The organism is Brevibacillus schisleri, assembly GCF_055685845.1.
This window is the reverse complement of sequence record NZ_JBVNDM010000001.1, coordinates 3435219-3450812: the sequence shown is the minus strand read 5'-3', so window position 1 is coordinate 3450812 and position 15594 is coordinate 3435219. Positions and strand designations below refer to the sequence as shown.

The following is a 15594-nucleotide window of genomic DNA, read 5'->3' as shown; positions in this document are numbered from 1 at the left end:
TTTTTTATGGGAGTGGGCAGGAGAAGATGAATAACATTGAAACGTATTATCCCGTTACTCCTTTGCAGCAAGGTCTCATTTTCCACAGCTTGTTGGAACCAGAGTCCGGAGCCTATATCGTACAGATGGGGTTGAAGCTGCAAGGTCCCTTGAACATTCCGTTATTCGAACAGGCATGGCAATGCCTCGTGGACAGACACGCTATTTTTCGCACCAGATTTATTGGCGGTAAAGTAAAAGAATACGTCCAGGTTGTCTTAAAAGAGTTGAAGGTTTCCCTGGTGGAACATGACATTATTCATCTTTCCTCCTCCGAACAAGAATCGTTTCTTCATACCTTTACCAAAGATGATCGCAAACGTGGTTTCAATATCGAAGAAGCGCCGTTGATGAGATTAAATATATTCCATTTAAGTAGTAATACCTTTCATTTTTCGTGGACATTGCACCACGTGCTGATAGACGGATGGAGTATGCCGCTAGTCTTCGGGGAAGTGTTTGCGGCGTACAATATGCTATGCAAAGGGCAGCCTGTGCAGTTTCCTCCGGTTAAATCTTACCGTGACTACATCGTCTGGCTGAAAAAGCAGGACTTGAAGCAAGCGGAGGCGTTTTGGCGCACGTATCTACAAGGCTTTACGGAAACTACACCACTTTCATTCGGTCGAGCGTATAAAAATCCGTACCTTGATCAGAAAAATTATCGGGAGCTAGATCTGACTGTTTCCGAGGAAATCTCCAAATCATTACAGACATTGGCTCGTCAACATCGCCTGACAGTCAACACGATTGTGCAAGGCGCTTGGGCACTTCTGTTGAATCGCTACAGTGGGCAGGACGACATTATTTTCGGTGCCACTGTATCCGGACGTCCTGCCGATTTGCCCGGGGTCGAGACAATGATTGGTCTGTTTATTAATACACTCCCTGTCCGTGTGCAGGTAAAAGCGGAGGAGAGCGTAATCAATTGGCTCAAATCGCTGCAACAACAGCAAGCCGACTTCCGCCAGTACGAATATACCCCACTCGTGGAAATTCAGGGCTGGAGCGACTTGCAGCGTGGACAATCTCTGTTTGAGAGTATTCTCGTCTTTGAAAACACTCCTGTCGGTAATGCTAGCGGCGGCGGTGGAGAGAGTGAGCTTTCGATCGTGGATGTACATTCCGAGGAGCAAACCAATTATCCATTTACCTTGGTTGCGGCGTCAGGCAAAACAATCGACATCAAAGTCAAATTTGATGAAAGTCAGTTTGAGCAATCGTCAATTGAGCGAGTTCTGGATCAGCTTCATTCACTTCTGATCTCTATCGCCAAAAACGCTAAGCAACGGATTGCTGACCTTTCGATGATCAGCGAAAACGAACGTGAACAGGTTCTCGTTCAGTGGAACCAGACGGCGGAGGAATATCCGAGCGGCCTGTGCGTTCATCAGGCGTTTGAACAACAAGTGGAGAAATCACCAGATGCGATTGCCGTTACCTATAAAAATGTAGAGCTCACCTACAAGGAACTAAATGAGCGAGCAAACCAACTGGCCCATCAGCTCGTGAGTAAAGGGGTAAAACCGGATACACTCGTCGGCATTTGCGTGCATCGTTCCCCTGAAATGATCATCGGTATACTCGGCGTCTTAAAATCGGGAGCTGCCTACGTACCGATTGACCCGGCTTACCCGCAAGAACGCATCGCCTATATGATCGAGGATTCGCAAACAAGTGTGCTCCTGACCCAGCAGTCTCTCATGGACATCTTGCCAGCGACACAGGCGACTGTCATTTGTATAGACAGCCATCCTTTAACAAATAAACCTATCGCCAACGTTGCTTGCAAGGTCACAGAACATAATCTTGCCTACGTCATCTATACGTCTGGTTCAACAGGACAGCCTAAAGGGGTAATGGTAGAGCACCACAGTGTGATAAACATGGCTCACGCCTTGATCCATTCGTTTGATATTCAGCCAACGAGTCGTGTGCTGCAATTTACCTCGTTTAGCTTCGACGTATCGGTGTCCGAGATTGTAATGGCCTTACTCGCTGGTGCGACGCTAGTTATCGAGGATCGAGAGTCTCTTTTGCCAGGCCCTGAACTGATCCAAGTATTGCAAGAACAACGCATTACCACCGTATCCATGGTTTCTTCGGTACTGGCAGCACTGCCTGAAGCTGACCTGCCTGATCTACGAACCTTAATTGTAGGCGGAGAAGCTCCGAGTCGTGAGCTCGTGGCACGCTATGCAGCAAATCGTCAGTTCTTCAACTGCTACGGTCCAACGGAAGCAACCGTCTGCTCCACAATGATGCGCTGCCAGGCTGGCATGAGCAATCCGCCTATCGGTCGACCCATTGCCAACGCGACGATGTACGTTTTGGATGCAAATAGACAGCCCGTGCCTATCGGCGTACCAGGTGAACTGTATATCGGGGGAAAAGGCTTGGCTCGCGGCTACTGGAATCGTCCAGAACAAACAGAGGAGCGCTTTATCACTCATCCGTTCGGAAAAGAAGGGGAGCTACTCTATCGGACGGGCGACCTGGTTCGCTATCTGGAAGACGGCAACCTCGAATTCCTTGGACGTATGGATGATCAAGTCAAAATTCGCGGTTTCCGCATTGAATTGGGTGAAATTGAAAATTCGCTCAGACAGCATCCTGCCGTCCATGAAGCTGTGGTCATCGTCCGTGAAGAAAAAGCGGGAGGCAAACGCTTGGCCGCCTATCTGGTAGCAACGGGCGACATGCCAACCGCGGAGGAACTCGTTCTTTTCCTGAAAGAATCCTTGCCTGAATACATGATACCAGCAGGCTTTGTATGGCTAGAGACGATTCCGCTCACGGTTAATGGAAAAGTAGACAGACGAGCACTACCAGCACCAGATTGGGGACAACTTTCCACGCAGCGTACTTACGTTGCCCCCCGTACTCCTACAGAAGAGTTGGTAGCCAACATCTGGTCGCAGGTTCTCTCGGTAGAACGAATCGGCAGCTACGACGATTTCTTTGAGCTTGGAGGCCATTCTCTTTTAGCAACGCAAACCATCTCCCGCTTAAAAGAAGCGTTTAGCGTAGATTTACCGCTCCGTGCTTTATTTGAATATTCGACAGTCAACCGACTCAGCGAATTGATTGTATCCATGAACGAGGACAAATCTGGACTCGCAAGCATTCCGCTCGTACCCGTTTCACGTGATCGACATTTGCCGCTTTCGTTTGCACAGCAGCGCTTATGGTTCTTTGACCGATTGATGCCAAACAGTTCGCTCTATAACATCCCAACTGCCGTTCGCTTGCAAGGAGAGCTAAACATAGAAGCGCTCGAACAAAGTTTGCAAATGATTATCTGCCGTCACGAGAGCTTGCGTACAACGTTCTCCGACATCAACGGGGAAGCCGTTGCGGTCATTCATCCAGAGATGGATTGGAAACTGAGCAGAATGGATATACGAGAGCTGCCAGATGATAGACGAGACGAAGAAGGACAACGCTTGACCAAAGAAGACGCGAACAAGCCGTTTGACCTCGTCACAGGCCCGCTCATGCGTGCGACGATTATTCAAACAGGCGAGCAGGATTTCATCTTCCTTCTAAACGTGCACCATATCATCGCCGATGGTTGGTCAGCGGGTGTTTTACTGAGCGAATTATTTACCTGCTATCAGGCATTTAGCAAATCAGAAGTTCCGCAACTTACCGACCTGCCTATACAATACGCAGATTATGCGGCATGGCAGCGTGAATGGCTTACAGGAGATGTATTGGAAAAGCAACTGTCCTACTGGCGTGCAAAGCTGGGTGGAGCAGAACCGCTTCTCGCCTTGCCAACAGATCGTCCCCGTCCTGCTGTTCAGTCCTATGAAGGAAGCAGTATCACACTGATGTATGACAAAGAATTGATGACGAATCTGCTTTCTTTGAGCAAACGCGAAGGTACGACGTTGTTTATGACGTTGCTCGCCGCTTTCCAAGTATTTTTGTATCGATATACAGGACAGGACGATATCCTCGTCGGTACTCCTGTAGCAGGACGCAGTCACCAGGAGACAGAAGCATTAATTGGATTTTTCATCAACACATTGGCGATACGAACAGATTTGTCAGGAGACCCTAGCTTCAGAGAGGTACTTAGCCGTGTGCGGGAAACAGCCTTGGGAGCCTATTCCCATCAAGATCTACCCTTTGAAAAGCTCGTAGACGAGCTGCAATTAGAGCGCAGTCTCAGTTACTCGCCATTGTTCCAAGTGATGTTTGTTCTGCAAAATATTCCGGTTCAGGTAGAAGCACTTGACGGAATTCGCATTTTGCCACCAAAAGGGGATCAACAGGTAGAGACAACCAAGTTTGATCTCACCTTGACGATGGCAGAGACGACAGAGGGTTTGTCCGCAACATTCGAGTACAACACCTCTCTCTTTAATCAGCATACAGTAGAACGAATGATCGAACATTTTACCCAGCTGCTCAAAGCCGTTGCCGCCAACGCGAATCAAGCCATCACCACTCTACAGTTGATGGGAGAAACGGAGCAGCATCAGGTCGTAACGGAATGGAACAACACTGTAATTGCCTACTCCAAGGATCGTTGTGTGCATGAACTGGTGGAACAGATCGCTCATGAAATGCCCAACCAACAGGCTGTTCTCACACACGACCAATCCATTACCTATGCGGAATTGAATGCCAAAGCGAATCAACTGGCGCATTTTCTGCAAAAACAGGGAATCGGTCAGGAAAATTTGGTAGGGATCTGCGTTGAGCGTTCTATCGAGATGCTGATTGGACAACTGGCTATCATGAAAGCTGGTGGTGCCTACGTACCAATGGACCCAGCGTATCCAAAGGATCGTCTCGCCTTCATGATGCAGGATGCAGGTATGTCGATTGTACTTACCCAAGCCAGACTGGCAGAAAAGCTCCCAGCGGGTACGAGTCAATTGATTTGCCTGGACACAGACTGGGAGTCGATCGCCCAAGAAAGTACGACGACTCCAATGAACTTGACTACGACGAACCAGCTTGCTTACGTCATCTACACATCTGGTTCGACGGGTACGCCAAAAGGGGTTGAGATTGAGCACGCCGCGCTTCTCAATTTAATTTCTTGGCATCAACGCGTATATCATGTCACGTCCTCAGATCGAGCCTCGCAGATCTCCGGGACGGCATTTGACGCATCTGTTTGGGAAATTTGGCCGTATTTAACAAAAGGAGCCACACTTTATTTGCCAGAAGAGGATATCCGCCTCATACCGGAAAAACTACGTGATTGGCTCATCCATTCTGAGATCACGATCAGCTTTTTGCCGACGCCTTTAACAGAGAGCTTGCTGGCTCTGAATTGGCCAAGCCATACTAAGCTTCGTTATATGCTGACAGGAGGAGACAAGCTCCATCACTATCCAAGTGCGAATCTGCCGTTTACCCTGGTGAACCAATACGGTCCAACCGAAAATGCAGTTGTTGCAACAGCAGGTATCGTTCCGGTAGGGGCAGGACAAAGCTTTGCACCATCCATCGGTCGTCCGATTGACAATGTGCAAGTCTATATTCTCGATGCGCGGATGCAGCCTGTACCTGTAGGAGTCACTGGTGAGCTATACATTGGTGGAAGTTCCTTGGCACGCGGCTACCTGAACCGTCCCGAACTGACACAAGAGCGCTTTGTCGCTCATCCTTTTAGTGAGATAGAAGGGGCACGTCTCTACCGTACAGGGGATTTGGTGCGCTACCTGGAGGACGGCAGCATTGAGTTCATTGGTCGTGCAGATGATCAGACAAGCATTCGGGGATTCCGCGTCGAGCTAGGCGAAGTAGAAACAGCCATTCTCGCTCACCCTGCGGTAAAAGAAGCAGTGGTTACTGTCTGCACGGATCATCAAGGAACGAAGCGCCTTGCCTCTTACTTGGTTTTGGAAGAGGGCACGGAGGCTGCCACAAGCGACATCCGCAAAGAGCTAAAGGAAGTACTGCCTGATTACATGATTCCTGCGTTTTTCATTCCGTTAGCATATCTGCCGCTCACACCAAACGGAAAGGTAGATCGTAAAAATTTACCTGCACCTGATTTCAATCGTCCTGAGTTGGAAGGGAAATTCGTCTCACCAACAACGGAAAAGGAGCAACACCTTGCCGCGATATGGAAAGAAGTTCTCGGTATTGACCAAATTGGCATACACGATAATTTCTTCGAGCTTGGCGGTGATTCGATTCTCAGTATCCAGATTGTGTCACGTGCCAATCAATCAGGTCTAAGGCTCACTCCGAAGCAATTATTCGAGTACCAAACCATCGCTGAATTAGCAGAAGTCGTAGAGGAAAAAGAAGCGATCCTTGCTGAACAAGGTCCGATTATCGGCGAATTGCCGCTCTTGCCGATTCAGAAGTGGTTCTTCCAGCTTCCGTTGAAGAACAGACATCACTGGAATCAATCCGTGCTGCTCTCCATTCAGGCAGGCATTGATCAGGGGGCACTGAAACAGGCGGTAGGACACTTGCTCGATCAACACGATGCTTTACGCATGCGCTATACACAGACAGAGCTCGGCTGGAAGCAAGAGATGGATGCGCCAAGAAATACGATTCCATTCCGGATCGAAAATCTGTCCCACCTTACACCAGATGAACAATTCAAGGCCATCGAAAAGATTGCCGATGAGACGCAGGCAAGTCTGAATTTGTTTGAAGGGCATGTGGTTCAGTCCGTTTATTTCGATTTGGGTCAAAACAAACCCAATCGTCTTTTGATCGTCGCCCATCACTTAGTCATAGACGGAGTATCGTGGCGCATCATTCTCGAGGACTTGCAAAACGCCTATCAACAAATTGCCGCAGGGCAAGAGGTGAAACTACCAGCGAAAACGACATCCTATAAAGAATGGGCGGAAGAACTGGAGCGCTACGCGAATTCAGATGCTTTGGAAAACGAAAAAAGATACTGGATGACCAAAACCTCTGTCGATTCAGCACAACTACCTGTGGACGTGGCAGAAGCTGGTGAAAATACAGAAGCAACGACAAAGTCCGTCAGCGCTACATTGACCAACGAAGAAACCAAAGCACTACTGCAAAACGTCCCGCAGGCATACCGCACCCAGATCAATGACGTCCTGCTAACCGCTTTGGCGAAGTCACTTACTCGATGGACGGGTAATCGATCTGTCTTCGTAAACGTAGAAGGGCATGGCCGTGAAGAATTGTCAGAGAGAATCGATCTGTCCCGTACCATCGGCTGGTTCACCAGCATGTATCCGGTGCACCTTCAATGGGACGAAACATTCTCCGTCGGAAAAGCACTTTTGACGACCAAAGAAGAACTACGTGCGATCCCAAACAAAGGGCTTGGTTATGGCGTTCTTCGTTACCTCCATGCGGATCAGAATACTGTCGATGAAATATCCCGCATCCAATCACAAGTGCTGTTCAACTACATGGGCAAAATCGATCAAATTGTCGATGGCGAATCCTTATTTGGCGGGGCACCTGAGTCCAGCGGTTCCAACCTGAGCCAAGACGCTAGAAGACACCACCTGATCGACGTAAATGCTGTCGTTGCAGGGGAACAACTACATGTGACTTGGCGATACAGTGAGAACATTCATCTAGAGAGCACGATTACAGCAGTCGCGAGGGACTTCATGGATGCGCTTCGTGAGATTATTGCCCATTGTGCGACAGAGGAAGCTGGCGGTTACTCCCCATCCGATTTTCCTCTGGCTGAATTGGATCAGAAGAGCATCGACAAACATATCGGTTCTGACCGACATATCGAGGATATCTATACACTTTCTCCGCTCCAACAGGGGATGCTGTTCCACTCCCTGTATGCAAGCGACAGCGGGGATTACGTCGTACAATTTGCGATTGATTTCAAAAACCTGAATGTGCCGGTGTTCGAACAAGCATGGCAAAAAGTGATGGACCGCCATTCCATTCTAAGAACTCACTTCGTTTGGGAAGGTTTGAATCAAGCGCACCAAATTGTCCGCAAAGAGGTTAAGGTATCTCTTCGTCAGGAAGATTGGCGCCATCTGCATTCGGATGTACAGGATGAGATGTTTACTGCTTTTCTGGAGGAAGACCGTAGACGAAGCTTCGATATTACACATGTACCCTTGTCACGATGGGTTGTCTTCCGAACAGGAGAAGAAAGATATCGTTTCGTTTGGAGCTTCCATCACGTTCTTCTTGATGGTTGGAGCGTTCCTTTGGTACTGAATGAACTGTTTGCCTATTATGCCGCGATCAGCGAAGGCCAAGAAGTTAAGCTTGGACATCCTCAGCCGTTTTCCCAGTACATTGCTTGGTTGAAACGTCAGGATATGCAGGAAGCCAAGCGCTTCTGGGTAGACCAACTAAAAGGCTTCCACGAGCCAACCAGCTTGGGAATGAGCAAAGCAGTAGTCACCGCGGGTCCGAAGCAATACGAAGAGAAGAGCGTCCTCCTGTCAGAAGAGACAAGCGAGCACTTGCAAAAATTCGTACGCGATCACCAGTTAACACTCAATACCGTGGTACAAGCGGCGTGGGGCTGGATTTTGGGAAGCTACAGCGGGGAAGAGGAAGTCATTTTTGGTGCGACAGGTTCAGGTCGTCCGGCAGACCTCTCCCATGTTGAGACAATCGTAGGCTCCTTCATTAATACCTTACCTGTCCGGATATCCTTGCAGCCGAACGCGACGGTGCTAGAGTGGCTGAGAGATTTGCAGCATAGACAGTTAGAAATACGCCAATATGAATACACTCCGCTGTTCGACATTCAGGGATGGAGCGAACTGCCGCGTGGATCTGCCCTGTTTGAATCGATACTCGTATTTGAGAATTATCCGGCTGTACAAGCAACAGGGCAAGAAACAGAAGAGTCCAGTTCAACTTCGTCCAGTGTTTCTTTGGAAATACACGACGTAGCAGCTGTCGAACAAACAAATTATCCACTTACCTTGGTTGCAGCACCAGGCAAGCAAGTGGCCATCAAACTCAAGTATGAACAAAACCGTTTTGATGACGCGATGATCGATCGGGTTTTGAACCAAATCACCGAACTCATGGTCACGATGAGCAAGTCTCCAGAGATGCATCTGGGTGACGTGACATTGATAGACGATGTCGAGCGCGAGCAGGTACTCATCGATTGGAATCGCACGGAGAAGGAGTATCCACGCGAACTTTGCATCCATCAGGCATTTGAACAACAAGTCGCGAAAACTCCTGAAAATGTGGCCCTTGAGTTTAAACAACAAGCCATGACTTATGCGGAGCTGAACCAAAGAGCGAACCAGTTGGCGCACCTGCTTCTCGCTCAAGGCGTGCAGCCTGATACGACAGTTGCGATCTGCGTGGAGCGCTCCATGGAAATGATCATTGGCATTCTTGGTGTATTAAAAGCGGGAGCAGCCTATGTGCCGGTTGATCCAGCTCATCCCGAAGAAAGAATGGCCTTCATGCTGGAAGATTCACAAGCAGCTGTCGTGCTGACACAAGTGAGACTTGCCGAGCCATTCACAAAAACGAACGCGAAAGTCATCTGCATGGATGAAGAAGAACTGTTCTACGAGCAGATGTCCGTAGAAAACGCACAAAGCGGTGTCGTAGCAACCAATCTCGCCTATGTCATCTACACATCCGGTACCACTGGGTTGCCAAAAGGGGTAGCTGTTGAACATCGCAGTGTGATGAATATGGTGCAGGCTTACATGAACTACTTCGAAATAAACGAATCCAGCCGTGTCCTGCAATTTACGTCATTTGGTTTCGACGTTTCCATTTCCGAGATTTTACAGGCCCTGCTCTCTGGGGGAACGTTAGTCATCGAAGATCGTGAGTCGCTAGTACCGGGACCAGACCTCGTTCGCACTCTTCGTGAACGCCGCATCACCAAGGTATCAATGGCATCTTCGGTACTCGCTTCACTACCTGTTGAAGAGTACCCGGATCTGGTTTGCCTTGAGGTCGGCGGAGACGCATGCAGCCGCGAACTGGTTGCCCACTATGCAAAAGGACGAAAATTTTATAACTGCTACGGACCGACAGAAGCAACAGTTGGTACGGTCATTGCTCGATTAACGGATGCTGACCATGCCCCAACGATTGGTCGTCCATTCCCGAATACCAAGCTGTACGTGTTAGATCGAAATCTACAGCCAGTTCCTATCGGTGTTCCGGGAGAGCTGTACATTGGTGGCGAGAGTCTATCGCGTGGATATTGGAATCGTCCAGAGCTTACAGCAGAGCGTTTTATTCCGAATCCATTCGGTAATCCGGGAGAACGCCTCTATCGAACAGGCGACCTTGTTCGCTACCTGCCAGATGGCAACGTGGACTACATCGGTCGTGTCGATGATCAGGTAAAAATCCGTGGGTTCCGTATCGAGTTAGGCGAAATTGCAGAGGCATTGAGACAACATGCAGGAATCAAAGAAGTAGTCGTTATCGCGCGAGAAGCTCGACCTGGTGACAAACGATTGGTAGCCTATCTGACCCATGCTTTGGAGCAAGAGACATCCATAGACGAAATCAAGCTCTGGCTCAAAGAGAAGCTTCCCGAGTACATGATCCCGTCGCATTTCATGTGGCTTCCGGAAATTCGCCTTACGGTCAACGGAAAAATTGACCGCAAAGCATTACCTACGCCAGACTGGGGCCAGCTAACAGCCGTATATGTTGCGCCACGTACCCCAGTAGAAGAAATGGTCGCTAACGTCTTTGCTGAAATCCTTTCCATCGAGAAAGTGGGCGTACACGACAACTTTTTCGAGTTAGGCGGACACTCCCTGCTCGCAACGCAGACCGTTTCTCGCCTGCGGGAAATCTTTGGGGTAGAGTTGCAAATTCGTACGTTGTTTGAGTACCCAACAGTCGAAGGGCTTAGTGAACAGCTGGTTATGCTCACCAAGCAAACATCCATCAAGATGGCTCCACCAATTGTAAAAGTATCTCGCAAAGAACCGCTCCCATTGTCATTTACCCAGCAGCGTTTGTGGTTCCTGGAGCAGTTCACGCAAGGAAGCTCAGTCAACAATATTCCATCCTTCCTACGGATTCAGGGAGACCTCAGCCTATTGGCTTGGGAAGAAAGCTTGAAAGCTATCATACAGCGTCACGAGAGCTTGCGTACTCGCTTTGAGGTTCGTGACGGACGTCCTGTTCAAGTGATTCACCCTGAGGACGACTGGGTAATGAACCAAACCGATCTGCGTGGTTTGGATCCAGCGAAACGAGAAGCAGAAGTCAAACGCCTAGCTGAAGAGGTTACACTCGAGCCATTTGACCTGACCAAAGGTCCGTTGCTCCGTGCCAATCTGGTTCAGCTCGACGAAAAAGACTTTGTGTTCCTGTTCGTGATGCATCATATTGCAGCAGACGGTTGGTCGATGGGAATTTTGTTGAGCGAATTAATGACCAATTACAAAGCATTTAGTCAAGGAGAGGCATCACCATTTACGGAATTGCCGATCCAATATGCAGATTTTGCCGTCTGGCAGCGTGAATGGTTAAGTGGAGAGGTGCTTGATGGACAGCTCGAGTATTGGAGAGAAAAACTCAAGGGCAGCGAACCATTACTGCAACTGCCAACAGATCGACCGCGTCCACCTGTACAGACATACGAAGGAGAAAAGCTCTCCGTTCAGTTTGGAGCCGACCTCTTGGAAGAATTGCGTAATCTGAGTGGAAAAGAAACGACGACACTCTTCATGACATTGGTTGCAGCCTTCCAAACGCTGTTGTACCGCTATACGAATCAAGAAGATATTCTCGTCGGAACACCGATTGCGGGACGTAACAAACAGGAAACGGAGCAATTGATCGGTTATTTCATCAATACACTTGTTTTACGCACGGATATGTCAGGTCAACCAAGCTTCCGCGAATTGCTTGCACGCGTTCGTGAAACAGCTCTAGGGGCATATGCAAACCAAGACGTTCCATTTGAAAAATTGTTAGATGAGCTGCAGCTGGAGCGTAGCATGAGCTACTCGCCACTCTTCCAGGTGATGTTTATTCTGCAAAACATCCCGATGCAGGTAGATCCTGTTGATGATATTCAGATAAGCAGCTTTGATGTGGGTGCGGAGGCCGTCACCTCGAAGTTCGATTTGACGGTGACCATGGTGGAGACATCAGCCGGTCTCATCGCTACCTTGGAGTACAACAAGGCGCTGTTTGATCACAGTACGATCGTTCGAATGGTTGATCATTTCCACAAGCTACTGGAAGAAATCATTGCCAACCCGGATCAGTCAATTATCTTGCTACCGCTCATGCGTGAGGAAGAGGAACAACGACTCATTACGGAATGGAATCGTACGGAAGCGCCATACCCGAAAGAAAAATGCGTTTATGAAATGATCGAGGACATGGTGGCGAAAGCCCCGGACAACATTGCTCTCATCGTAGGAGATCAAACGACTACCTACGGGGAATTGAACAGACAAGCGAACAAGCTGGCTCATTATTTACGCAAGCAAGGAGTAGGACCGGAAGTACTCGTCGGTGTCTGCGCACAGCGGACAACCGAGATGATGATTGGACTTTTGGCCATTATGAAAGCTGGCGGGGCCTATGTGCCAATCGACCCAAGCTACCCGGCGGATCGCATTGCCTACATCATCGAACACTCACAAGTTCCAGTCTTATTAACACAAGAAAAACTGGTGCCAACTCTGCCTGAGCACAACGCCAAAGTGATCTGCCTGGACAATGATTGGAAAGCAGTTGCCGACGAAAGCGAGGAGAACCCGACCAAGCTTGGAAATTCCGACAATTTGATCTATGTCATCTACACGTCCGGTTCTACAGGCAATCCAAAAGGAGTAGCGCTCGAGCATCGCAGTGTCAGCTACTTCCTATCGTGGGCACATGACACGTTCACACCAGAGGAGATGAGTGGCGTACTGTTCTCCACGTCAATCTGCTTTGACTTGTCTGTCTACGAAATGTTCGCAACACTGACCATGGGTGGCAAAGTTATCATGGCGGAAAATGCATTACAATTGCCATCCTTGCCAGCAGCCGACCAGGTGACACTGATCAACACCGTACCATCAGCAGCGATGGAGCTGGTGCGTATGAATGGGATTCCAGCGTCGGTGCGCGTCATGAACCTATGCGGTGAGCCACTTTCTAACAAGCTGGCACAGGAATTGTATGCCTTTGAAAACGTAGAAAAAGTCTTTAACCTCTACGGACCGACAGAGGATACCGTTTACTCTACACACTCCATCGTGAAAAAAGGAGCCGTCAGCGAACCACTGATCGGACGACCGCAGTTCAATACGCAAGTTTTTGTATTAGATAGTCATCGCAAACCAGTTCCAGTAGGGGTACCGGGAGAATTGTACCTCAGTGGATCGGGCTTAGCACGTGGCTATCTCCACCGCCCCGATCTGACCATGGAACGGTTTGTCCAGAATCCGTTCCGTGGGCCAGGGGAGAGAATGTACCGGACGGGAGATCTCGTACGCTATTTGCCAGATGGGAATCTTCAGTTTATGGGACGTGTTGATTACCAGGTCAAAATCCGCGGCTATCGTATCGAGTTGGGCGAAATCGAATCTGTTCTGAGACACCACCCTGAAGTCAAGGAAGTCGTGCTAGTCGCTCGTGAAGACAGAGAAGGGGACAAACGTCTAGTAGCGTACATCGTGTTCGAAGAGAATCACACAAGTTCGTCTCATGACCTGAACCACTTCCTGACTGACAAGCTTCCAGCCTATATGATCCCGCAACACTTTATGATCATGGAAAGCTTACCGAAGACGCCAAACGGTAAACTGGATCGCAAAGCGCTACCGAAGCCGGAATACGATCGCTCGGAATCAGGTGTTGAATACCAAGCGCCGCAAACGCCAGTCGAGATTATGTTGCATACGCACTGGGCTTCCGTACTCGAAATGGACAAAATCGGAGTACACGACAACTTCTTCGAGATTGGTGGTCACTCATTGCTCGCTACCCAGCTTATCTTCAAGGTTCGCGAAGAGCTACAGCTTGAGGTACCGCTGCGAATCCTGTTTGAGACCCCGACCATTGCGGGTATGGCCAAGACCATCGAGGAAATTCTCAAACACGGTCTTTCTGCTGTTTCCCATGACATCGATGCAAAGGATCTCAAGGATGAAGTCGTACTCGATCCTACGATTCAGGCTGAACATCCGTACGAGGGTGATCCAAGTCAGTTCCAAGCGGCCTTATTGACAGGAGCCACTGGTTTCCTTGGTGCATTCTTGTTGCGTGACCTGCTACAGATGACAGACGCTGACATTTACTGCCTCGTTCGAGCTTCTGACGAAGAGGAAGGAATGGCACGACTACGCCAAACATTAGAGCTATACGAGTTATGGAATGAGGAGCAGGCGCATCGGATCATCCCTGTCATCGGTGATTTGGCAAAGCCACGACTGAATCTGTCCGAAGATCAGTTCTCCGAGCTAGCTGAAAAAGTGGATGTGCTCTACCACAACGGTGCTCTCGTTAACTTTGTCTATCCGTACGCAGCCTTGAAGAAAGCAAACGTACTTGGGACGGAGGAAATCCTTCGCCTCGCTGTGGCCAAAAAGACCAAGCCTGTGCATTTCGTCTCCACGATTTTCACGTTTGCATCCGAAGAAACAGAAGAATCCATGGCCTTCCGCGAAGAGGACATGCCAGAGAACAGTCGCGTCCTCACTTCCGGTTATACACAGAGCAAGTGGGTAGCCGAGCATCTCGTCAATCTCGCTCGCGAACGCGGCATTCCAGCGGCGATATACCGTTGCGGACGGATGACTGGGGACAGCGAAACAGGAGCATGCCAGAAGGACGATCTGATGTGGAGAATTGCAGCCGGGATAATAGATTTGGGCAAAGCTCCTGACATGAACGGCGATCTGGACATGATGCCAGTTGACTTTGCAAGTAAGGGAATCGTTCATCTCTCCATGACCGAGCAGAGCTTGAGCGAAAACTTCCACTTGCTCAACCCGAACTCAACCGATTACGAAGACCTGATTTCGGCGATTGAAGACAGAGGATTTGTATTGGAACGAGTCACCATGGATGAGTGGATTGAGGCGGTGCAAGAGGATACCAAAGAAAAAGGCAATGAGGCCAACTCAGCCGCTCCGCTCGGCAATCTGTTCACAGACGGCCACACAAGCAGAGGAAGTGTAGTCTATATAGGCAATAAAACGACACGTTTACTGCGTCAAAACGACATTGATTGCCCGGAAATTGACGAGGAAGTTTTCGGTAAAGTCCTTGATTACTTTATCAGAAGCGGCCAACTAAAATTACCGGAGCAAGCCCTGCAATAAAAAAATAATGCCCATCCGTCACCTCATTATCATGGTGGCGGGTGGGAAAATAACCAAAATAGTGATAAACTTTAAAATAACTACAAATATTGGAGGTTTTATCCATGCCATTTGACATTCAGCTACTTGCACCTATCATTGCTATTCAATTGATCCTAGCAGTTATCGCATTAATCGACTTGGCTCGACGTGAAGCATACCGCGTTGCAGGTGGAAAAAAATGGCCATGGGCTCTCGGCATTATCTTTATAAATACCTTGGGTCCGATCGTGTATTTCTTTGTAGGCAGAAAAGACTAGCTCAAGAGAAC

At 49.0% G+C, this 15594-nt stretch carries 2 protein-coding genes; both read left to right on the top strand.

Features of this window, described 5'->3' with window-relative positions:
- The first annotated feature begins 26 nt into the window (after positions 1 to 26).
- Complete coding sequence (lgrD, locus tag ACUUHJ_RS16355; protein ID WP_472299372.1) at positions 27 to 15284, top strand: linear gramicidin non-ribosomal peptide synthetase LgrD; 15258 nt, start codon at positions 27 to 29, stop codon at positions 15282 to 15284.
- 104 nt (positions 15285 to 15388) lie between these two features.
- Positions 15389 to 15583, top strand: coding sequence for a PLD nuclease N-terminal domain-containing protein (locus tag ACUUHJ_RS16350; protein WP_007729128.1), 195 nt, complete (start codon positions 15389 to 15391; stop codon positions 15581 to 15583).
- The last annotated feature ends 11 nt before the right edge of the window (positions 15584 to 15594 follow it).

Coding starts and splice junctions, on each gene's coding strand:
- lgrD (WP_472299372.1), top strand. CDS start 27: ATGAATAACATTGAAACGTATTATCCCGTTACTCCTTTGCAGCAAGGT.
- ACUUHJ_RS16350 (WP_007729128.1), top strand. CDS start 15,389: ATGCCATTTGACATTCAGCTACTTGCACCTATCATTGCTATTCAATTG.